The sequence below is a fragment of the Mycobacterium sp. DL440 genome (assembly GCF_011745145.1).
GTDB lineage: Bacteria > Actinomycetota > Actinomycetes > Mycobacteriales > Mycobacteriaceae > Mycobacterium.
This window is the reverse complement of the sequence record NZ_CP050191.1, coordinates 3,944,949-3,966,504: the sequence shown is the minus strand read 5'-3', so window position 1 is coordinate 3,966,504 and position 21,556 is coordinate 3,944,949. Positions and strand designations below refer to the sequence as shown.

Genomic DNA, 21,556 nt, shown 5'->3' with positions numbered 1-21,556 from the left:
CATCCTCGTGCCTACAGTGCGTCGAGGGCGATGTTGAGTTCGAGCACGTTGACCCGCGGTTCGCCGAAGAAGCCCAGGGTGCGTCCGTCGGTGTGCTGGCCCACGATGGCGCGCACCAGCTCGGGGTTGAGATCGCGGGCCGTGGCCACCCGATTCACCTGCAGATCCGCGTAGGCCACCGAGATGTTCGGGTCCAGGCCGCTGCCGCTGGCCGTGACCGCGTCGGCCGGCACCGCGGGCTCAGCGGGCGCGCTGCCGCGGATCGGCACGATCAGGCCGGCGCTGTAGTCCTCACCGGCTATGGCGCATTCGACGCGGACGCCCTCGTAGGCGTTGAGGAACGGGGTCTTCGTCGTATCGCAGGGCTCGTTGACGCTGACCACCTTCGTCGGGTGGATGACGTTCCCGCGGGCATCGCGGGCTCCGATCACCGACAGCACCGCTCCGACACCGCCTCCGGTGCAGAACGGGCGGGCACCGTCGACGCCGTCCAGCTCGCCGACTGCGGCGCTGCGCGTGCACACCTGCGTAAGCAGGCTGGGCTTGTCGGGTTGGTCGACGATGCTTTCCGGGCCGAGGTTGCCGGCACCGCTGGCCATCGGGTCATAGCCGGCACCGGCGTTGGACGGCCGGCTCTGGAAGTACCGGGGCAGCGGATTGCCGTCGGCATCGGTGAAGGACTGCCCGATCAGGCTGCTGCCCACCGGCTTTCCGTTCACCTCGATCAGCGATCCGTCGGCCCGCTCGCTCAGGCCGGGGATCTGGGACACCAGCCAGATGAAGACCGGATAGCCGATGCCGAGGATCACGGTGAGTACGAGCAGTGCCCGCAGGGCGGCTGCATGTTGGCGGATCAGGTTGGAGAATTTCATGTCACATTTCCGGAAAGAGTTGGACGACGAGGTCGATCAGCTTGATGCCGATGAACGGCGCGATGATGCCGCCGAGGCCGTAGACGTACAGGTTGCGGCTCAACAGCTTGGACGCGCTGCTCGGGGTGTAGCGGACACCCTTGAGCGCCAACGGGATCAGCGTCACGATGACGATCGCGTTGAAGATCACCGCCGACAGGATCGCCGATTGCGGGCTGTGCAGCCGCATGATGTTCAGCAGGTCCAGGCCGGGGAACAGCGCCACGAACAACGCCGGGATGATCGCGAAGTACTTCGCGATGTCGTTGGCGATCGAGAACGTGGTCAGTGCCCCACGCGTGATCAGCAGCTGCTTGCCGATCTCGACGATCTCGATGAGCTTGGTGGGATCGGAGTCGAGATCCACCATGTTGCCGGCCTCTTTGGCCGCCGAGGTCCCGCTGTTCATCGCGACGCCGACGTCGGCCTGCGCCAGGGCGGGGGCGTCGTTGGTGCCGTCGCCGGTCATCGCGACGAGCTTGCCGCCGGCCTGCTCCTTCTTGATCAGTGCCATCTTGTCTTCGGGCGTGGCTTCGGCGAGGAAGTCGTCCACGCCCGCTTCGTCGGCGATGGCCTTGGCGGTCAACGGATTGTCGCCGGTGATCATCACGGTGCGGATACCCATGCGGCGCATCTCGTCGAAGCGTTCCCGCATGCCCTGTTTGACGACGTCCTTGAGGTGGATGACGCCGAGTACTTCGGGCTTCCCGCTCACCACCTGCCCGACCACCAGCGGGGTGCCACCGGCGGCCGAGATGCCGTCCACGATGTCACCGAGTTCGGTTGGCACCCGGCCGCCTTCGGAACGCACCCAGTCGGCGACCGCGCCCGCCGCACCCTTGCGCAGTCGGTGATCGCCGGACAGGTCGACGCCCGACATCCGGGTGTTGGCGCTGAATTCGACCCAGTGCGCGTTGTCGAGTTCGCCGGGTGTGCGTCCCCGCAGGCCGAATTCCTGCTTGGCGAACACTACGATCGAGCGGCCCTCAGGCGTCTCGTCGGCCAGGCTGGACAGCTGTGCCGCATCGGCGAGCTGCTCGGGGGTGACACCGGACAGCGGTACGAATGCGGCGGCCTGCCGGTTACCGAGGGTGATGGTGCCGGTCTTGTCGAGCAGCAACGTGTTCACGTCGCCGGCGGCTTCGACGGCGCGGCCGGACATGGCCAGCACGTTCCGCTGCACCAGCCGGTCCATCCCGGCGATACCGATCGCCGAGAGCAGGGCGCCGATGGTGGTGGGGATCAGGCACACCAGCAGTGACACCATGACGATGCCTGAGATGCCGTTCCCGTTGAGCGCCAAGGTGTCTGGGACGCCCGGGTTGTTGGCCTTGGAGAAGATCGCCAGCGGCTGCAGGGTCGCGACGGCGAAGACGAAGATGATCGTCAACGAGGCCAGCAGGATGTTGAGCGCGATCTCGTTGGGGGTCTTCTGCCGGTTGGCGCCCTCGACGAGGTTGATCATCCGGTCGATGAAGCTCTCACCGGGCTTCTGGGTGATCTGGACGACGATGCGATCGGACAACACCGTGGTGCCGCCGGTGACGGCGCTCCGGTCACCACCGGACTCCCTGATGACGGGTGCCGATTCGCCGGTGATGGCCGATTCATCCACCGAGGCAATGCCTTCCACGACATCGCCGTCTCCGGGGATGACCTGGCCGGCCTCGACGACGACGACGTCGCCCTGCTGCAGCAGCGGTGCGGCCACTTCTTCCTCGCGGCCGGGAGAGCCCGGCGACCAGCCGGTGAGCCGGCGGGACATCGTCGACGTCTTGGTTTTACGCAGCGACTCGGCCTGGGCCTTGCCGCGTCCCTCGGCGACGGCCTCGGCCAGATTGGCGAAGATCACTGTCAGCCACAGCCAGACCACGATCAACGCGGAGAACCACGACGGGTCGGTGACGGCCAGGAAGGTACTCCAGGCCGCGCCGATCTCGACGATGAACATGACGGGGTTGCGCCACAGCGTGCGCGGGTCGAGCTTGCGTAATGCGGCGGGCGTCGAGCGCCACAGCATCTTCGGGTCCAGCAGGCCACCCTGAATTCTCTTGGAACTAGTGGGTTTCTGCTGCGCGGATGACGGTGAATCGAGGGTAGGTACTGACATCAGTGAATTCCTTCAGCAAGGGGCCCGAGTGCGAGCATCGGCAGGAAGGTGAGGGCGACCAGGATCAGCGTGACGCCGGCAACCATGCCGACGAACTGGGGTCGATGGGTGGGCAGTGTGCCGGCCGAATCAGGTGTCTTACCTTGGCGGGCAAGCGATCCGGCCAACGCGAGCACGAAGATGATCGGCAGGAACCGGCCGAACACCATCGAGAGGCCGAGGGCGGTGTTGTACCACTCGGTGTTGACGCTGATGCCGGCGAAGGCGGAGCCGTTGTTGTTGGCCGCCGAGGTGAACGCGTACAGCACTTCCGACAGGCCGTGTGGCCCGGTGTTCAGCATGCCCGCCCGTTGGCCGGGCATGGCCATGGCCACCGCGGTGCCGGTCAGCACGATCAGTGGTGTTACGAGGAAATACGTTGCGGCCAGCTTGATCTCCCGGGGGGTGATCTTCTTGCCCAGGTATTCCGGGGTGCGGCCCACCATGAGGCCTGCGACGAACACGGTGATGATCGCCAGGACCAACATGCCGTATAGGCCGGAGCCGACGCCGCCGGGGGCCACCTCACCGAGTTGCATGTTGAACATCGTGATCATGCCGCCGAGGCTGGTGTACGAGTCGTGGAAGGAGTCCACCGCACCCGTCGACGTCAGTGTCGTCGCATCCGCGAACACCGCGGAGTTGGCGACGCCGAACCGCTGTTCGACCCCTTCCATCGCGGAGCCGGCGGCGGTGGGGACGGTGCCGCGGGCCTGCAACTGGAACAGCATCATCAAGCTGACGCTGATGGTGGCGATGACGGCCATCGCCGAGGCGATCGCCAGACCTTGTTTGGGGCTGCCGACCATGCGTCCGAACGTGCGCGGTAGCGAGAACGGGATCATCAGGATCAGGAAGATCTCCACCCAGTTCGTCCACGTGGTGGGGTTCTCGAACGGATGCGCCGAGTTGGCGTTGAAGAAGCCGCCGCCATTGGTGCCGAGCAGTTTGATGACTTCCTGGCTGGCGACCGGGCCGCCCGGGATGGTCTGCGTACCGCCGACGAGGGTGTTGACCACCTCGGTGTGGAGAGCGAAATTCTGGATGGCCCCACCGCCGACCAGGACCAGCGCGCCGATGATCGAAATCGGCAGCAGGATCCGGAGATTGCCGCGCACCAGGTCGACCCAGAAGTTGCCGAGGTCACCGGTGCTGCGCCGAACCAGGCCACGCACCAACGCCACGGCCACCGCCATACCGACCGCGGCGGAGACGAAGTTCTGCACGGCAAGGCCGGCCATCTGCACCAGGTGCCCCTGGGTCGATTCACCGGAATAGGCCTGCCAGTTCGTGTTCGTCACGAAGCTGACGGCGGTGTTCCAGGCCAGTGCCGGTGTCATCGGCGTGCCCGGATCGTTGAGATGCAGCGGCAGCTTGCCCTGGACCAGCTGCAGAATGAACAGGAACAGGATGCTGATCGCGGAGAAGGCCAGCACGCTGCGGGCGTAGGCGCCCCAGGTCTGCTCGGCCTTCGGATCGGCGCCGATCAACCGGTAGATGACGCGCTCGGCGCGCGACTGCTTCTCCGACGTGTACACGCGGTACATGTAGTCGCCGAGCGGCACGTGGACCGCCGCCACCGCGGCGATGAGCACGGCGAGGAAGACGATCCCCGCGGTTGTAGTAGTCACTAGAACCTCTCCGGAAACAGCAGCGCGGCGAAGAGAAACAGCGCGATGAGGATGGCCAGGCCCAGGCCGACGACGTTTTCGTAGCTCACAGTCCCTCGACCAACTTCTGCACCAGGCCCAGCAGCGCAAAGATCGCCACTGTCAGCACCAAATAGAGCAGGACAGGCATGCCGTCTCCGTTCGAAGACACGTTTACGGGCCCCCGGATTTCGGTGGCCTTCCCCAGGTTCTGTCCAGGCAGCTGGCATGAACGGGGCCTTGACGGTTTCTTTACGGCCGAGGCGGAGTCCTTAACGGACTTCGTTCGGGCGGCATCGGCTGCCGGAACGTGAGCTTGTTCTCCATTCTTTGCCCGAAACTCGCAAGCAAGTTCACGTTCAACGCCTGGTGAGGTGTACAGCGGCCCCGCACCGGACATAATTGAGCCGTGGGCCCAAAACGGCCCGAGAGCCGGCACCACATTCAGCCAGCGCCGAAAGCGTCGCTGCGGATCCTCGTTGTCGGTGCGGGGGTGGGTGGTATCTCCATCGCCCGGGGTTTGTTGCGCGACGGGCACGACGTCACGGTGTTCGAGCAGCGCCCCGAGGTACGGGCCGGTGGCGGCGCCGTCACCATCTGGTCGAACGGTGAAACCGTGCTACGGCAGCTCGGCGTCGAGATGGACGGTGCCGGCCAGGAGCTGGCGACCGTGCGGGTGGTGACGTCGACGGGACGCCCGATGACCACCCTCGACGTGACGACCATCGTGAACCGGATGGGTGCGCCGGTCCGGATGGTTCCGCGCCGGGTTCTGCTCGAACGCCTGCTGGAAGGTTTTCCCGCGGAACGGATTCGGTGCCGCGCCCAGGTGGTGGGGGTCGCGAACGGCGGCGGCGGGGTTCGCCTCGATTTCGCCGACGGTCGTTGTGTGGATGGAGATCTGGTCATCGGGGCGGACGGCTTGCACTCCTCGGTGCGGGAGATCGTCGGGGCGCCGCATGCGGTGCCGACCGGTTGGTGCAGTTGGCAGGGATTGGGAACGCTGCCGGACGGGGCCGATCGGCACGTCGCCTTCGTCATCGTCGGGGAGCACGGGAACCTCGGCCTCTGGCCGGCCGGAGACGCCGAGGTGCAGTGGTGGTTCGACCTGCCGTGGTCACCGGACTTTGTCCGGCCCGAACGCCCGATCGACGTGATCCGCGCCAATTTCACCGGATGGTCCGAGGTGGTCGATCAGGTAATCGCGACACTGACCGACGACGATCTCGCGCATTCGCCGTATCCGCATTTTCGGCATCCCATTCCGGGGCCGGGCCACGGCGCGTTGACGTTGTTGGGCGATGCGGCCCACACGATGCCGCCAACGTTGGCACAGGGAACCAACCAGGCATTGCTCGACACGATGGTGTTGTGCAAGGCGATTTCGGATTTTCACCACAGCGGCAACGGTGATCTGTCCGGTGCGCTGCGCTGGTACGAGAACACCCGCCGCCGTCGGGTCGCAGCGGTGTCCCGGGTGGCCTCGCTGCAGGTGTCGCACGGTGAGGCGGTGCTGCGGCCGGCGGCGATGGTCCCGGACCGGCTCATGACCTGGGTGTTGGCGACGTTCCTTCGGGTGGTGAGCCACCGCCGGATGGCGGCGGGGATCAGCCGGGCCCTGGCTGCCGCGGCGCCTGCCGGACGTGATGAACATGCCCGCTGAGGCCGTACGGGTGCGCGGCGCCATCGACGCACCGTCGCGTCGACTGTGGCTCGTCAAATGGTGCGTGCTGGCGGTGCCGCACTATCCGATCCTGATCGGCCTCTACCTGGTGTACCCGCTGGTGACCATTGCCGCGGGGGTGGCGATCCTGTGCACCGGCCGGTATCCGCGGCCCCTGTTCGATTTCAACGTCGGGGTGCTGCGCTGGTCGTGGCGGGTGATGAACTACCGGTTCCCGATGAACACCACCGACAAATATCCACCGTTCACCCTCAAACCCGGCCCCGACTATCCGGGCGATCTCGAGGTCGACTATCCCGACCAACTCTCCAGAGGAGCCGTGCTGGTCAAGTGGTGGCTGTTGGCGCTTCCGCAGATCATCATGTGCTGGGCGATGGAGGCGGCGCTGCAAGTCCTGTGCGTCATCTCCGCAGTGCGTTTGCTGGCCCGGGGGACCGTCTCGCAGGGCATGTTCGACCTCCTGATGGGAATGGTGCGATGGCGCTATCGGGTCGCCGTGTACGTGTCGCTCATGAGCGACGAATATCCACCGTTCCGAATGGATCTGGGCAGCAAGTATTGATGAAGCACCGTAACCCGTTGTTCCCCTACGTGTATCGACTCGGTATGCCGGTATTCGACAGGCTGTTCTACCGCCGGTACCGGCGGTCGGCGATGAGCCATGCGACGGGGCGGTTGCTGTTGGTCGGGGTGGGGCCGGGGACCGATCTGCTGTTCCTGCCGTCCGCGGTGACGTCCGTCGCCGCGGTGGAACCGGAGGCGGCGATGCGCCGAATGGCGCGCGCCCTGGCCCGGCGTCACGGTGTCGAGGTCGATGTCGTCGATGGCGTGGGGGAGTCGATTCCGTTTCCGGACAACAGTTTCGATTCGGTCCATGTCGGGCTGGTGTTGTGTTCGGTCGACGATGTTCCGGCCACGCTCGCCGAGATCCGGCGGGTGCTGACGCCGACGGGTCGGTTGGTCGTTCTCGAACATGTCCGGGGCGAAGGATTGATGGGGCGGTTCCAGGACCTGATCGCGAAGCCGTGGGCGTGGTTGTCGTCCGGGTGCGAACCGAACCGCCGGACCGTCGACGCCATCGCTGCAGCGGGATTCGACACCAGCGGACTGCGCAGTCGCCGCCGCACGCTGGTGCCGCCGCCGTGCACACCGCACTTGCAGGGGGTCGCGACTATTCGACGCTGACCGCCTCGATGATGTTGAGCCGCGCGGCGCGTCGCGCTGGCGGCAGCGACCCCAGCAGGCTGATGGCCAGCGCGCCGAGGGTGAAGACCAGCGCCATCGGGCTGGGCCGGAACGTGACGTTGAAATTCATGACGTCCGCGCTGACCAGACTGAACAACCACTGATCGACCAGACCGATCAGCAACCCCAGGATGCCGCCAACGGTGCCGATGGCCGCCGCCTCGGCCAGCACCATGGCCAGCGTGTAGCGGCGACTGGATCCCATCGCCCGCAATACCCCGATTTCGCGGCGCCGCTCGAGCACCGACAGGGTCAGTGTGTTCAGCAGCGCGACGGCGGCGACGAACACCACGATGATCCACACCGCGTTGGCGATCAGCATGCTCTGATGCAGCGGTGCCTCGAGACCGGCCAGTGCGGTGTGGCCGTCGTAGGTGTGGTTCGGCGCGGGCACTACGTTGCGGATGTTGGCCAGCAGGCGATTCGGGTCTGTTCCCTTGACGGCGGTGACCTGTAGCGTCGTCGACCCGGGTCGGTCGAACCAGGCCCGCATCTGGTCGAGCCCCATCCCGACCGTGCCGATCACTGTGGAGAAGTAGGGGACCAGCGCCAGCACCTTCGTCTGTTGTGGGCCGTGTGGCGTCTGCAATTGCAGGTCGTCGCCGGCACGGACGTTGAGGGTGTTACTCAGATTCTGCGAGAGCACCACGCCACGACCGGCGAGCACGTCGTTGCGGGTCTGGTCGTCGAGGGCGCGGAAGAGGGCATCGTGGCTGCCGGGGGCGAAGCCGTCGAGCATGACGCGGGTGCCGCCGACGACGGCGAAGCCCAGGGCACCTTCGGTGACGTTCGCGACTCCGGGCACCTCGGTGACGTTTTGGGTAAGACCTTGGGGCAGACGACCGGTGGGGTATTCGTCGGGCGGGTTGGCACTCACCCAGACGTCCACGTCGGCGACCGGGGCGAAGACGTCGCGCGCCGAGCGGATCATGTCGTTGTTCGTGCCGGTGATCACCACGGTCGTCACGACGGCGATCAGCACGGTCATCACGGTGGCCCACACGCGTCGTGGTGCCCGCTCGACCGTCGCCGCACCCAGCGCCCCGGCCGATCCGAACAGGCGCGCCACCGCGGCAGTGGCCTTGACGATGGGGCCGGCGAGCGCGAAACCGAGCGCAATCTGCGCGGTGAACAGGGCCGCGATCGCCACGAACGCCACCGAACCCGGCTGGTAGAACACGATCAGGATCGACGCCGCCAGCACCGCCACAGCGGCAAGACCGGTGACGATGCGCAGCCAGCGCGGCACGTTGTCCGCCGCCGAGGCGCCGACCGGCGCCAGCGCCTCGATCGGCGAGACCTTGTACACCTGCCGGGCCGCCATCGCCGACGCTGCCACACTGGTCAGTGCCGTGGCGGCGATGGCCACCGGGATCGCGTAGCCGGGCAGCCAGTACTCGATGCGGGCTTCGAGGCCCTGCGTCATCGTCGGTGGCAGTCGGCCAATGGCCAGCCGGCCCAACACTATTCCGAGCAGTGAGCCGATCGTGCCGCCGATCAGCCCGAGGATCGTGGCCTCGGCGAGCATGTCGCGGACGATGGTGGCGCGCCGGCCGCCGATGGCCCGCAGCATCGAGATGACCGGGCGGCGTTGGGCGATCGCCATCGTCATCGTGGTGTAGATCAGGAACGCGCCGACCACCAGCGCCACCGCTGCGCCCATCAACGCCATGTAGTTCATCAGTTTGACGCCGTCACCGGCGCGGGCCGCCCTCGAACTCGGGGCGGCGACCAAGGCCCGGCCGTTCACCGCCGCTGTGACCTGATCTCTCACCGCGGCGAGGTCAGCGCCCGGTGTGGTGGTGATCAGGATCGAGTCGAGCTGTCCTTGTCTCCCGGTGACGTTCTGCGCCAACGGGAGTGGGGCCAGCACGTAGTGGCCGCCGTTGAGGTCCGCGAGCTGCTTGCCCTCAAGGACTTCGGAGACGGTGACCGACCCCGAGCCGAGCTGGAACGTCTCGCCTTTGGCGTGGCCGACGGCGGGCCCGACGCGAACGCCCTCAGCTGTTGCGGACGGCGCGTCGACCTTTACCCCGACCGCGTCCTTCAACGCACCTTCCAGGGCGCGACTGCGGTCGTCGGCACCGAACAGCAGTACCGGTTCGGTCGCGGTGGGGGCGGACATCCGGATCATCGGTGCCGCGGTCGCGACGCCGGGAACCTTGGCGACGTCGGCCGCCACCGACTCGGGAAACCCCGCGTCGGTGACACCCGAGACCTCGAGCGCGGCGACACCGGCGACGCCGTCCGCCAGCCGGTTGACCGATCCGGTGATGGACCCGAAGATGCCGAGGATCGCGACGAGATACATTGCCGAGACGGCCATTACGGCGATCGAGGCGAGCGTGCGCCGCCGGTGCACGATCAGTTCGCGCAGGCTGAACACTCGGAGCCGACTAGCCGCGGCCGCGAGTCTCACCCTGGCACCACCGACATCTCGTCGGAGCCGAGCCGGCCGTCCTGCAGCGTGATCACCCGGTCGGTGGCCGCGGCGGCCTCGGCGTTGTGGGTCACCATCACCACCAGCCGGCCCAGGCCCTCCTCGTGGGCGACTTCGCCCAGCAGGGTCAAGATCGCCGCGCCCGTCGTCGAATCGAGATTGCCGGTGGGCTCATCGGCCAGGATCAGCGGCGGATCCATCATCATGGCCCGGGCCACCGCGACGCGCTGCATCTGACCGCCGGACAGTTCGGATGGGCGGTGCTCGGTCCGGTTGCCGAGGCCGACGCGGTCCAAGAGCTCCACGGCCTGCGGTTTGACCTTGCCGAGCCGGACCCCGTCGAGCAATTTGGGAACGGCCACGTTCTCCCAGGCCGACAGGGTCGGCAGCAGGTTGAAGAACTGGAACACGAAGCCCACCCGCTGGTGACGGAACGCCGACTGCTGCTCATCGCCGAGGCGCCCGATCTCCTCGCCGTCGAAGGTGATCGAGCCCGAATCGGGGGAGTCCAGCGCGCCGAGCAGGTGTAGCAGCGTGCTCTTACCTGCGCCCGACGGGCCGACGATCGACACGAACTGCCCGCCGTTGAGCTGGAGGCTGATCTCGTCGAGGGCGCGCACTGTCTGGCCGCCGACCTTGTACTCGCGCACCACGTCGCGCAGTTCGATGGCCAGTTCGGGCATCGCAGCCTCCCGGGAGTCGGGATATGCGCAGCCTACGCCGGGTGGCTCAGGCCAGAGCCTGCATCTACGACGCCGCTTTCGACACCAGGGTCGTGCCGCCACGATTTCTACAACCTAGGAGTCGAAAGCGGCGTGACTGTGGCGACGAACCGGGCCTTCTGGTCGGTGGCCGGGATGATGCGGGGATTGGTCAGCTGGTAGCGCCGGCCGCGGTGCACCACACCGGCGCTGCCCGCGGCCTGGACATTGCGCACCCAATCCGACTTTTCGCCGTAGTTCAGCACCACCGAGACGGACTTGTCGTCGATGAACGCCATTACCGGCGTGCGGTAAGGATTGCCCGACTTCCGGCCGGTGTGCTCGATAACGGCCATGTACGGCAGCCATGGCGCCCACAGCCGTTGCAGTGGGTTGGTCACGTACTTGTTGAAGTGGGCGATTACCCGCATCGCCCGTGGTCCCAGTGCTGCCGCGATCCGTTCGGCAACTACGGCAATCGAATTCGCGATACTGCTCGGCATGTGCGTCCCCCGTCGCTTTCCCGCTCTGGGCTCATTCAACCAAGCGCCCCCAGGGCACTGCCATCCCCCATTTGGGCGAGCGTGGCCTGGCGACATCTGGCGACCGGGCCGCCAGGTACCGTGCTACCGATCGCCCCCATAGCCCAATTGGCAGAGGCAGCGGACTTAAAATCCGACCCCCGAGTGTTAACAGATTTGCTGCAACGTTCCGCTGTGAACCAATTTCGGATCTAACGCCCTAGTCTTGCTAGGTCAGAACACTCGCCGGCCGCATTAGATCGGGTGCACCGGACATCGTCCCAGTTTGCCCAGTTGGTGAGCGTTTGTGGACGCAGTGTGGACGCGCGTCACAAAATGTCGACGCTCACGACGGTGGCCAGGTCCAGCTGGTTCTTGCACCGCATGTCCAAGGGCTCGAACGTGTCGAAGTCGCTCCAAATCGTCGACCGGAACCGCTCGCACTCAACTGTCGAAGCGTCCGACAGCTTCACCGTGCCTCTCAGGAGAGGGCCGCGATTGCTTGTGGAGTCGCCACGCTTTGCCATGACGATCACTTTGCCGAACGTGCCCTGGGGCCACGTGTCGTTAGTTACCGTCGCCGTATCGCGAATCTCGTAGCTAGGGTCTGGATCTACCTTTGTGGCGGGAACCGTGACCTGACTAGGTGGTTCGGGCGTAGCCGCTGTTGTGGTGCTCACCGACGACTCACCTGTGGCGGTGCAGCCTGCCACCAGTGTGGCTGTGATGAGTACCAGCGCCGCGTTCCTCTTCATGGACCTCCACCCTAGGAAGACATGGCGGCTGGCAACGGTGTTTTGCCCTCACTGCCGGTCATCACATTCAGTGTGACGCACATCACACCAGCCGGGTTCAGCAAACAGGGCCGAAAAGTTAAGGATTGAAAGGCTATGTGCCGCAACGGATAACGAAATTTGTTTAGAGTCGATCTGTACAGCAAACGCACCGTGGCGCATACCAGCTGGTAAACAGCTTGATTGGGCGTGACAGCTATCCGCATGGGTGTACGTTGGCGCTTGCGCACCGACCACCAACTAACGCTAGGAGAACCAATGAGGACCACTGCTGAAGGCCACCAGGGAGACGACCCTTTGATCGTCCGCATTTGGACCGACAGAGCGTACGGAGTGGAGCTCGAGATGGCAGGCCACGACGAAATTGGACACGCTGTCGATGCCTCTCTGCATCTAAATCGTGAGGACGCGCTGCAGCTGGCCGCAGCACTGCAAACCTCTGTCGGTATCCCGAACTAACGCAAGGAGAACCAATGATCACGCTGGCTCAGGGACTGTTTGAACTGGACAAGAACGAAGTCGACCTTGACATGTTCGTCAAAGTTGGACCTCTTCTAAACGATGATGGCAACACTATCGGCGACGAGGCAACGGTGTTCCTTGTGCTCGTTAACGAGGCGAGCGGGTTTGCAGCCCACATTGCTATGCCGTCGGAAGACGCTGCGTATCTAGGTGAGCAGTTGGGCGAGTACGCAAAGAGGGCATGATGCCTGGCCCCGCACCTTGACAACTACACAGAGAACCCATGTATCCGCACAGCACTCAGCCCACTAGGTCCCAATGCTGGGGGAGATCACCTAGTGGGTTGAGTTAGCGGACACCTCGGGGAAGCCATGTACCCAAAGCGCCCACTACGGCACTCGCTGCTGAAGTGGAACGGGCTTCGCGCTGTAGTGCCGGGTCCTGTTGTGTTGCTACTTCTTACGCTGACGCGCCGTGCTCTTGGCACGACGGCCAACTTTGCCCTTGCCGCTACGGGCGTGTTTGGCGAACCTACGCCGTGCAGCTGCTTGCTTCTTTGTTGCCATTTGCGAGCCTCCCAGGCTTGCTACTGATTACGGCTCACCCTGACCTGAGGGTCACACGGAGGCGTAGTGCCTCTATATCTCCCACCTTCCGCCGGCGGTCTACCTGCAACGCTGGGGGGCTCCAGGCCTTCGCCCCAGCAGAATTCGCTAGCGCTACTATCCAGCTCGTCCATGTCCAGCGGACGCTGTATGTCAGCCATCTTGCGAGTCCGTTCTGTCTTGGACGAACTGCTCTCTCCCCGCCTCGGTTGCTGAGTTCAATGTGGCGTTAGCTCGCGCTACTGCCACTAGGACATCCGCAAGGTTGGCGCTCAACCACTGGGTTGCTGCCGTATCCATGTGTGTCTCTACTACTTAGGGATCGCAGGCGTGTCGAAACTGCCGCTGGCTTTGATCTGGACCACGGCGGCCTGTCCGCGTCGACGAGTACCGACACCGAAAGCCCGGCTGAGGAACGAATCAGTAAGCGGGTATTCAGGAGCACCCGGGTAGATCCTCAATCCCTGGTACACGGTGTTTTGGTGCTGCCGGAAGCCAATGGCATTGTCAGGACTGTTGGGACCGTAGGTTGCAACCACGCTGAAGTAACCCTCTGGGATGAAGTCGCTTTGGATCACCCAGACCGGACCGTAGCTTCCTTGTACGGCTAGGCCGTTGAACTTCTCTGGCGCCACCTGGCCGACGATATTCTCGGGCTGCAGGTAGGCCGGAGCTCCGGCACTGGGGATGTAGTCATGCTTTGCAACGATTCCGGTGGCGTTCTCTTCGCCGGCCTTGAAGGTAGACACAACTTCAGCCTGTGCCGGGTTCATTAGAGCCAGTAGGCGACTGTTGGGCGTGGTGCCAAAACCGTGCTCTGTGACCAACTTCGTGGCCTGCTCCAGATCGCCGGAGTCGATCACTGCGCCTCCAGATACGAGGTAGTGGTTGTGGGCGGTGGCGAACGCCTTGCCCAGGTATGCCGGTGGCACCATGGTGTCCCCGTTGTACAGACCGTAAACCGAGTGACCCCAGTCATTTACGCCCTCAGTGGGGCTGAACAGCCGCTGCAGGATGGTGCCGGTGGTCAGCTTGTTATCCGCCTCAAGCGCGTAGTTCAAGACAGAGCGGACCTGTTCCGCCGTAGCGTCCCTAAGGAAGAACCGCGTATAGCGCAACGCCTTGTCGTAGTCCTTGAAGGTGTATCCCATGAGCGCGTATTCGCTTGGAGGCGCCAGGCTCTCAGGCTGGCCGAACTCGCTAGCTTCCTCAAAGCTATCTTCGCTACGTGACTGGGGGATAGCATCGGCTGTGTTGGATGTAGAGAACGCCAGCAGGCTAGTCAGAGCTGACCGCTCCTTGTTCCAGGCGTCAATGACCTGTTGAACTTCGGCCCAAATGACATTCAGGTCTACGCCGTCCGCAGTGACGTTTACGAGAACATCACCCTGTGTGCCGATGCCGCCCTCACCGCCGTAGGGAGGAAGTCTCAGAAGATCGTCAAGCCGTGGATTAGTAAATGGAGTCACTACAACGCCTTTCGTTGTTTGGGGGAACCGGATCTCACTGACTCCCTAGGGGAATCAGCGCCGGCCCCAACAACGCGACGTTGCTGGTAGTGCCTTACTTGAGAGCTGAAAGGACCTCTCGCACATGCACTTCTAATCGCCGATTATACCTCCGAACGGCACCACGGAAGCCCCTGCCCGCCAGCGCTTTTCGCGGCGCAGCGCAGCCTGAACCGGCGCGGCGCAGGTATCATGTTGGGAGGCAACGAGAGAAGGCCGCCAATGTCGCGAACCTACGCAGCGCTAGCTGACCGTGCTTACTTCAGTTACGACGACGCAGCGGCATATCTGCGCAGCAAGGGCCTGGACAACGCCAGTCGGCACACAATCGATCACCACTACCGGCGCACAAGGAAGTTGACGCCACCCAAACGAGCGGGCAGAAAGGTGTACTGGCACCGTGACCAGCTCGACGCACTGATTGAGGCGTTGTGACACGACACCTTCCTGAGGCCCAGGTTTGTGCGGTACAGCTTTCAGGTGACGGCGAACGCTGTCTAGGCCGCGTGACAGTCAAGTGTCCGTATTGCTCTCAGTTACATCGTCGCCACAGGGTGTTTTCTAACGACACAATCGTTTTCAGCCGCACTGGACCCTGTTCGACTGAGCGAGATTTGCGGCAGTACATCGTTGATCTGAACCTAACAGTGCCCAGATCCAATGTCTCTCAACCTCGCCCTGTATACGAGCCCAACGAAGATCTGAACGACAACGCAATCAGTGACGTACCGCATCTATGGGAGGAATGAATGGACTACGACGACTACCCGACCGATACGTCCAGGCTGCAGGAGATGAACCAACTACTGTCGCAATCGGAATATGGGCGGCCGATCCTGCCGGAGGATTGGAAGGCTGCAAGTGGTGGAGCGGACCAGCTCAACACCGTAGTAGGTGATCAGTTCTCACCGCTGGACGACAACCCCATTGCCCAGCGGCTAGCGGGATGCTGGGTAGCTAAGCACGTAACGCACTGGCAGGTGGTTGGAGAACGCGCAGTTGACGAGCGGTTTTGCCCCGGGTACGACGACAGTAACCCAGACACAATGTCCTGCTACTACGTTCTGCTGTACCCCGGCAAAATGTGTGCGTACCCAATAAGCGGGCCGGCCAAATGGGAGCAAGTAGCCGCCCAGCTAGCGCCTCTAGATGCTACGAACGCTATGTGCTTCGCAAACATCACCCTGGAGTGCAGGGGTACCGCAGACCTGCACCTGGTGGTCAAACGTGGTGAGTACCTATGTGTCTTCACGGTGTGCAGCTCTTGCCACAGCCAGCTGGACACTCTTACGCCGGACAGTCCGGAGTACACCGGCCCGCCGGAACTGTTCGACGACCGTACTTGGCAGCCAAATTGGGATGGATATACCTATGTGCCTATGAATCCCTGGACCAACAAGGAAAGTTCCTGGGCGCCACCAAAACCCCAGGTGCCACCGGATGACGACCCTTGGAGCGCGTGATGAAGGTAGACGACCAGATCCTTGACCTTCACAGGCAAGGGTTAGTCACTGGCGCGATCGCGGTCAAGTTGTGCGTTGAGAGTGCCTATGTACGGCAAGTGATCCGTACACATCTGGAGGTCCTGGAGACGTCCAAGCCGTCCTACTCGAAAGCTGAACGCAAGAGGCGTTCCCTGGAGGCTAAGGTCACCAAAGCCCAGACAGCCCTAGATCGAGCCGCCGTGGAGCTACGGAAATTGAACCAGCTCTAGCGTTTCCTTGGATCTAGTGCAGCCGGCCGTCCTCTGGCGAGTACGAGGACCGGGGCGTTAGAGCCGGACTATTGGTCGTCCAGACCCGTACTCACAGACAGGCCCGCCAGCTCGGTACTGCGGAGTAACGCCAGCAACCTCAATAGTTTCGAGCACTGACATTTGCACTGGTCAAGGCTGCGGACTGGACGTGTCAGCAACCAAACCTGTTGGTAGACAAGGGCGTTCGGGCCGGGCAAAATTGTGTGTGTCACCGTCCGTTGGTGACCAAACACAAAGGGAGCCACTATGACTCACAACGTGACGTCCACTCTGGTAGAAGGAGAGCGGTTCTACACGCCAGAGGAAGCCGTAGCCGTAGCTCATCAGCTGGGCCTGATCAACGTCACTGAGAAGACGTTGAAGACCGCTGCCTACTACGGAGAAAGGCCGCTGAAGCGCAGCAAGATTGGTGGCCGCGTCTACTTTGCTCAGAGTGACATCGAAGCGTGGATTTCTGGTTGCAAGGTCCAGGACTGACAGATGTTGCCGGCAAACCCAACCTTGCCGCAGTACCTACGCGTTGCGCACGAGAACCATAGGCAGGGATATGCGCCGCTGCCTGTGGGTAAGGAACACCAAGGTAGGTACAAACTTCCGTACGTCAAACGTCGTCACGGCTTTGCCGGCACCAATGCGTCACCCGACGAAATCGAGGCAGATGCTCGGTACGCACTGAAAGCGCTGGCCCAGGGTGTGTCCGGCGTACTGAGCCTAGGTGTTCGGTTGCCAGCTGGTGTGCTCGGTATCGACGTAGACGCCTACGACGGCAAGAACGGCAAAGCAACCCTAGAAGACTGGGAACGGCAGTTCGGCTCGCTACCACCTACGTACCTCATCACCGCTCGTAGCGACGGTGTGTCCGGTATCCGGCTGTATCGGGTGCCGGAGGGTTACTACCCCAAAGAGATGCCGAACAGCGGCGTGGAATTCCTAGACCACCATCACCGCTACGTGGTTGTTCCCCCGAGCTGGCACCACACAGGCAAGCGTTACACGCTGACCTTCCCTAACGGGAAGCCTAGTAAGTCAGGTGTTCTGCCACCTATTGATCAGATTCCTTATCTTCCCGACAGCTACGTGTCTGGTTTGCCTGTGCTAGCCCCCACGGCGGGGAGGGGTGACGCAACCAGTAGCGAGGTAGCGAAATTCGCGCAGCTGTACGACAGCGGGCCGCAGGCCGACATGGTGCAGTACCTGCTGCGAAGAGTCGGCGGTGGCCCCAGCGTCCGCAACGCCGTTCGTGACGCGCTGTGCTGGGCAGCTCGAGAGGCCAAGGGTGGCCGCTACGGGTGGAACAACGCGTCAGAGCAGATCCAGCTTTGGGCGCAAGCGCAGTACAAGGCTCGCGGCAGGCAGCTGGACGTTGGCGAGTTCGAGCGCCTTGTTGAGTACGCCGTAGGCCAAGTACGAGATACACCGGAGTCAACTTTGCGCGCTGCTTGGGACCGAACCGCTGACGAGAAGTGATGTGATCCAACCGTTTACGCCGGGGAAGGCGATAGCAATGAAAACATTTACTACCCAATGACACTTTGACCGCCCAAATTGCTTTGACGAAGACAAAGGGCGGCCAAGTGCGAACGAAAGTGACTGCAATGGTAGCAGATTCGGTACTGACCGGCTCAGACGTTGATGCGCTTGACCAATATGACAACGACGACGGGGGTAGTCAGGGGCAGCATATCGGCAACGGAAAACCTAATCAGGCAACGTTGCTCGTCCAGATGGCAGAGGACAAGTACGGCTTTGGTGTCACGCCAGAAGGCAAGCCGTTTGCCTACGGCCTGGAGGCGCAGCACGTTGCGTTCCCACTGCGGGGAAACCAACTGGGACTAAGGCAAAGGCTGTCTAGTGAGTTTTTCGACAAACACGGGTCAGCCGCGTCGCAAAACTCTCTGGCTGCAGCGATGAACGTTCTGGAAGGCAAGGCGTTCCAAGAGGCCCCCACAACGTTGTACGTGCGCGTTGCCGGCAATCGTGAGTCCATCTATATCGATATGGCAGACAAGGCAAACAGAGTCATCCGGATCAGCGGTGGCAAGTGGAGCATTGGCACCGAGTGTCCCTACGCCTTTCGACGGACGCAGAACACCGGGGCAATGCAAGAGCCAGTCCGCGACGGGAAACTGACAAAGCTGTTCAAGTATCTGCATGTGGCCGAGGAAGACCGGTGGTTGATCATCGGAATCTTGGTGGACGCTCTGATCAACCCCAACACCGCCAAGCCCATAGCACATTTTGAAGGCGAGCATGGCACTGCCAAGTCCGGTAGCACGGTAAGCCTTGCGTCTCTGATCGACCCGACGGTGTTGCCGCATCACGGCCCGCCAAAGGACCTGCAGGACTATGCCGCAATTGCAGCTGCCAGCTGGGTTGTGGCGCTGGACAACCTCTCCACTTTGCCTGATTGGCTGTCAGACGCAATGTGTCGCACTGCCACTGGAACGGGTATCAGCAGACGAGCGCTGTACACAGATGATGACTTGGCAATTCTGAAGTTTCGCAGATCTATAGTGCTGAATGGGATTTCGTTCGACAAGATACGAGGGGACTTTGCCGACAGGTTGGTGTCGTTTCCCCTCAAGGTGATTCCTGACGACAAGCGCCTCAGCGATGAAGCTATCCAGGAGGGTTGGGAACAGGACCGTCCAGAGATCCTAGGCAAGCTCTTGACCGTTGCCGCAACGGTGCAGGCGATGCTGCCATCTCTGGGCGATATCCCGTTGCCTCGTATGGCTGACTTTGCCCGCGTGTTGGCCTGTATCGACAAAGGCGCGAACAAGAACACGCTGCAGCTGTATCGCTCTCGTGTGAAGCGGTCCCTATCTGACAGCGTCGGCACGGACAGCTTCATGGTGCTACTTCAAGAGAAGCGTTACAACACAACGGATGAAGGGAAAACGGCTGCAGAGATACTGGCTGCGCTGACAGCTGCGTGCCGTGTCGAGCCAAAGCCCAAAGACTGGCCCAAGGCGGCGAAAAGCGTTACTGCACTACTAAAGCGGAATGCTCCCGGCCTTCGAGCTAGAGGGTGGGCCATAGAGGACGACGAGGCCAAGAACAAGGAGAACATCATCCGCTGGTTCATCAGCCCGCCTGAAGAGGCAGAAATCAAGTGAGACATGAATCTTTGGCGTCAGGCAGGGAAAAAGGGAAAAATTTTCCCTGTCGAAACTTCTCTCTTCGCCCCCCCTCCTCTTCCCCTCATTTCGAGAGTTCTAGGTAGGGCGGGGAAAATTTTCCCTTTTTCCCTGCCAAATCCGAGAGTAACGGTGAAAGGCAATGAAACTCATGAGCAATGACGAATCCGAGATTATCGACGCAGAAATCGTAGACAGCGACAATCTCCCGGTCCTACACGAGGCATCGAGTAGCTATGGAACCGACGAACCTATCAAAGGGCAAGGGCGCGATTGGGAGACCTACGCCGAGCCATCTAGAAGGTGTGCCGCCCACAAGAAGACAGGCGAGCAATGTAAGAACGCAGCGATTCTCGGCAGTACGGTGTGCAGATTCCACGGAGGTGCAGCCAAGCACGTAAAGCGTGCTGCTAGAGCCAGATTGGAAAATGCTGCAGATCTGATGGCTAGACAGTTGCTGGGACTAGCTCTTACGGCAGAGAGTGAAGGTGTGCAGCTGGCGGCCGTCAAGGATGCCCTGGACAGGGGTGGCCTCAAGGCACCCTCTGAAGTTGTACTGTCCCAAGGGGAACAGAAGCCCTACGAAGAGCTGTTCGACGGCATCTTCTCTGGCAGTCGCGAGGAATCTAGAGCTGCTAGGGGATACGCCGGCGTCGATAGTTCAGAGAATGCAGGCATCCATTCCCCTCCCGCCACGGCTGCTGATAATGGAAACTCCGAATTCCCTAGTAGCTATAGGGAATATGACAGCCGGCCCCAAGCTCAAGAGGACACAGAGGCGTATCGGCGTGATGCACCGCCACGTCAACCTCGGCGCGAACCAGACGACCGCGACAGGCGCAACCAGCCGCCCGTGACAGGTGAGGCTGCGTTGCGTATCGCCGCTGAACTGACGCGCCAGAAGGCCATCACCAGTCCACACAAGCGTTACCCCAGGCCCTAGACGTCGAGTAATCGCAGGTCAGGAATTGTAGCGATGGTTGTACCAGTCGGCTAAAACTTAAGGCGTAAGGCGCAACCGCCCGGTTACGCCCCAACCGAGAGGGCACACGAGATGCCGACTAAGGCAGGAACGCGGGAAGTGATGGAACCGTTGATGTTTGGCTACACGCGAGTGAGCACAGATGAGCAGGTCAACGGTTACGGCCTAGACGCGCAACGGGACACTATCGACGCTCAGGCCGCCCGTCGTGGCTGGACTGTCGAGCACTTCGCAGACGAAGGCGTGAGCGGAAAGGCCATCGGTCCGAAGCTGCAGGAAGTGTTGCAGCTTCTAGCTTCTGGACAGGGTGACGGCCTGGTTGTCGCCAAGCTGGACCGCTTGAGCCGATCAATCGTGAACGCTTCCAACATCATCGAGGCGGCGCAACGGCAAGGGTGGTCGCTGGTAATCCTGGACCTGGGGGTGGACCTGACCACAGCTGCGGGCCGAATGCAGGCAATGATGCTGGTCAACTTCGCGCAGTACGAGCGTGAGTTGATTAGCGAGCGTACAAAGTCCGCACTGGCAGCCAAGAAGCGCCGTGGTGAACCTATCGGAAGACCTAGGGTTGCATCACCTTCTGTGGTGCGGCGCATTGTGCGTCTTCGCGAAGCCGGCGACACATACGACGCTATCGCTTCCAGCCTCGAGGCTGCCAAAATCCTAAGCCCACTAGGTAAACCGAAGTGGCAACCGAGCACAGTTCGGCGCATATACAACAGCGCCGTCGCAGCTGTCAGTGAGCGGGTGACGGCATGACTGTTCAACCTGGTGACCGTGTCCAGATCACAGGCGCAATGCCAGAAGAGCCTGACCCCGTACCTGTCGGCACTCAGGGAACCGTAGTGGGAGTTAATCTCTGGGCGCAGCAAGCAGATGTTGAGTGGGATAACGGGCGCAGACTGTTCTTGCTCCTGGACGTCGACCCGTACCAAGTGATCGCCCGAGCGCTAGAGCCGACCTGCAAAGGCATGGCTACCAATGACATTGACGAGGAAGGGGTGTAGTC

General features: G+C 62.5%; 22 protein-coding genes. 12 read left to right on the top strand and 10 right to left on the bottom strand.

Annotated features, from left to right (window positions below; all coding sequences use genetic code 11):
• Positions 1 to 11: 11 nt before the first annotated feature.
• From HBE63_RS19325 to HBE63_RS19305, 5 genes are read right to left on the bottom strand one after another with little or no spacing between them, the layout of a single operon-like run.
• A complete protein-coding gene (locus tag HBE63_RS19325; RefSeq protein ID WP_166906184.1) occupies positions 12 to 872 on the bottom strand; it encodes a potassium-transporting ATPase subunit C in 861 nt (286 codons plus the stop codon).
• Between the two features lies 1 nt (position 873).
• Positions 874 to 3,021, bottom strand: coding sequence for a potassium-transporting ATPase subunit KdpB (gene kdpB / locus HBE63_RS19320; protein ID WP_166906183.1), 2,148 nt, complete (start codon positions 3,019 to 3,021; stop codon positions 874 to 876).
• Positions 3,021 to 4,691, bottom strand: a complete 1,671-nt coding sequence (gene kdpA / locus HBE63_RS19315; RefSeq protein WP_166906182.1) for a potassium-transporting ATPase subunit KdpA — start codon at positions 4,689 to 4,691, stop codon at positions 3,021 to 3,023. The genes kdpB and kdpA overlap by 1 nt, the downstream gene beginning before the upstream one ends.
• Complete coding sequence (locus HBE63_RS19310) at positions 4,691 to 4,780, bottom strand: potassium-transporting ATPase subunit F (protein ID WP_019347277.1); 90 nt, start codon at positions 4,778 to 4,780, stop codon at positions 4,691 to 4,693. Before HBE63_RS19310 ends, kdpA begins: the two co-directional genes overlap by 1 nt.
• A complete protein-coding gene (locus HBE63_RS19305) occupies positions 4,777 to 4,881 on the bottom strand; it encodes a potassium-transporting ATPase (RefSeq protein WP_208301165.1) in 105 nt (34 codons plus the stop codon). The genes HBE63_RS19310 and HBE63_RS19305 overlap by 4 nt, the downstream gene beginning before the upstream one ends.
• A gap of 294 nt (positions 4,882 to 5,175) precedes the next feature.
• On the opposite strand from HBE63_RS19305, the gene HBE63_RS19300 reads away from it, so the two are divergent.
• Genes HBE63_RS19300 through HBE63_RS19290 form a run of 3 tightly spaced genes read left to right on the top strand, consistent with a single transcriptional unit; the run spans position 5,176 to position 7,578 of the window.
• The gene (locus HBE63_RS19300) at positions 5,176 to 6,372 is read left to right on the top strand and encodes an NAD(P)/FAD-dependent oxidoreductase (RefSeq protein ID WP_243858755.1); all 1,197 of its coding nucleotides are present in this window, start codon (positions 5,176 to 5,178) and stop codon (positions 6,370 to 6,372) included.
• Between the two features lie 10 nt (positions 6,373 to 6,382).
• Positions 6,383 to 6,955 (top strand): DUF4389 domain-containing protein, encoded by a 573-nt coding sequence (locus HBE63_RS19295; RefSeq protein ID WP_166909973.1) that lies wholly within the window; start codon positions 6,383 to 6,385, stop codon positions 6,953 to 6,955.
• Complete coding sequence (locus HBE63_RS19290) at positions 6,955 to 7,578, top strand: class I SAM-dependent methyltransferase (RefSeq protein ID WP_166906181.1); 624 nt, start codon at positions 6,955 to 6,957, stop codon at positions 7,576 to 7,578. Before HBE63_RS19295 ends, HBE63_RS19290 begins: the two co-directional genes overlap by 1 nt.
• Here HBE63_RS19290 and HBE63_RS19285 read toward each other — a convergent pair.
• From HBE63_RS19285 to HBE63_RS19270, 4 genes are all read right to left on the bottom strand, one after another.
• Positions 7,565 to 10,024, bottom strand: a complete 2,460-nt coding sequence (locus tag HBE63_RS19285) for an FtsX-like permease family protein (protein WP_243858159.1) — start codon at positions 10,022 to 10,024, stop codon at positions 7,565 to 7,567. The two genes, HBE63_RS19290 and HBE63_RS19285, sit on opposite strands and share 14 nt — an antisense overlap.
• 29 nt (positions 10,025 to 10,053) lie before the next feature.
• Entirely contained in the window at positions 10,054 to 10,761 is a 708-nt protein-coding gene (locus tag HBE63_RS19280) for an ABC transporter ATP-binding protein (protein ID WP_371814784.1), read from the bottom strand.
• A gap of 107 nt (positions 10,762 to 10,868) precedes the next feature.
• Positions 10,869 to 11,282 carry a nitroreductase family deazaflavin-dependent oxidoreductase gene (locus tag HBE63_RS19275; protein WP_166906179.1) on the bottom strand — a complete coding sequence of 138 codons (414 nt, stop codon included), beginning with the start codon at positions 11,280 to 11,282 and terminating at the stop codon, positions 10,869 to 10,871.
• 347 nt (positions 11,283 to 11,629) lie between these two features.
• The gene (locus HBE63_RS19270; RefSeq protein ID WP_166906178.1) at positions 11,630 to 12,055 is read right to left on the bottom strand and encodes a hypothetical protein; all 426 of its coding nucleotides are present in this window, start codon (positions 12,053 to 12,055) and stop codon (positions 11,630 to 11,632) included.
• Between the two features lie 512 nt (positions 12,056 to 12,567).
• On the opposite strand from HBE63_RS19270, the gene HBE63_RS19265 reads away from it, so the two are divergent.
• On the top strand, positions 12,568 to 12,801 hold the full coding sequence (locus HBE63_RS19265; protein ID WP_166906177.1) for a hypothetical protein: 234 nt from the start codon (positions 12,568 to 12,570) through the stop codon (positions 12,799 to 12,801).
• A gap of 671 nt (positions 12,802 to 13,472) precedes the next feature.
• Here the strand turns inward: HBE63_RS19265 and HBE63_RS19260 are convergent.
• Positions 13,473 to 14,630 (bottom strand): hypothetical protein, encoded by a 1,158-nt coding sequence (locus HBE63_RS19260; protein ID WP_166906176.1) that lies wholly within the window; start codon positions 14,628 to 14,630, stop codon positions 13,473 to 13,475.
• A 261-nt stretch (positions 14,631 to 14,891) separates the two neighbouring features.
• On the opposite strand from HBE63_RS19260, the gene HBE63_RS19255 reads away from it, so the two are divergent.
• The 8 genes from HBE63_RS19255 (at position 14,892) to HBE63_RS31950 (ending at position 21,554) form a co-directional block, all read left to right on the top strand.
• Positions 14,892 to 15,104, top strand: coding sequence for a DNA-binding protein (locus HBE63_RS19255; RefSeq protein ID WP_166906175.1), 213 nt, complete (start codon positions 14,892 to 14,894; stop codon positions 15,102 to 15,104).
• Positions 15,105 to 15,418: 314 nt separating this feature from the next.
• Positions 15,419 to 16,132, top strand: coding sequence for a hypothetical protein (locus tag HBE63_RS19250; protein ID WP_166906174.1), 714 nt, complete (start codon positions 15,419 to 15,421; stop codon positions 16,130 to 16,132).
• A gap of 539 nt (positions 16,133 to 16,671) precedes the next feature.
• Positions 16,672 to 16,902, top strand: a complete 231-nt coding sequence (locus tag HBE63_RS19245) for a helix-turn-helix domain-containing protein (protein ID WP_166906173.1) — start codon at positions 16,672 to 16,674, stop codon at positions 16,900 to 16,902.
• A gap of 84 nt (positions 16,903 to 16,986) precedes the next feature.
• Positions 16,987 to 17,892 carry a bifunctional DNA primase/polymerase gene (locus HBE63_RS19240; protein WP_166906172.1) on the top strand — a complete coding sequence of 302 codons (906 nt, stop codon included), beginning with the start codon at positions 16,987 to 16,989 and terminating at the stop codon, positions 17,890 to 17,892.
• Between the two features lie 128 nt (positions 17,893 to 18,020).
• Positions 18,021 to 19,544 (top strand): hypothetical protein, encoded by a 1,524-nt coding sequence (locus tag HBE63_RS19235; protein WP_166906171.1) that lies wholly within the window; start codon positions 18,021 to 18,023, stop codon positions 19,542 to 19,544.
• 163 nt (positions 19,545 to 19,707) lie between these two features.
• A complete protein-coding gene (locus HBE63_RS19230) occupies positions 19,708 to 20,508 on the top strand; it encodes an HGGxSTG domain-containing protein (RefSeq protein ID WP_166906170.1) in 801 nt (266 codons plus the stop codon).
• 141 nt (positions 20,509 to 20,649) lie between these two features.
• Positions 20,650 to 21,306, top strand: coding sequence for a recombinase family protein (locus tag HBE63_RS19225; RefSeq protein ID WP_166906169.1), 657 nt, complete (start codon positions 20,650 to 20,652; stop codon positions 21,304 to 21,306).
• The gene (locus HBE63_RS31950) at positions 21,303 to 21,554 is read left to right on the top strand and encodes a DUF4314 domain-containing protein (RefSeq protein ID WP_166906168.1); all 252 of its coding nucleotides are present in this window, start codon (positions 21,303 to 21,305) and stop codon (positions 21,552 to 21,554) included. Before HBE63_RS19225 ends, HBE63_RS31950 begins: the two co-directional genes overlap by 4 nt.
• The last annotated feature ends 2 nt before the right edge of the window (positions 21,555 to 21,556 follow it).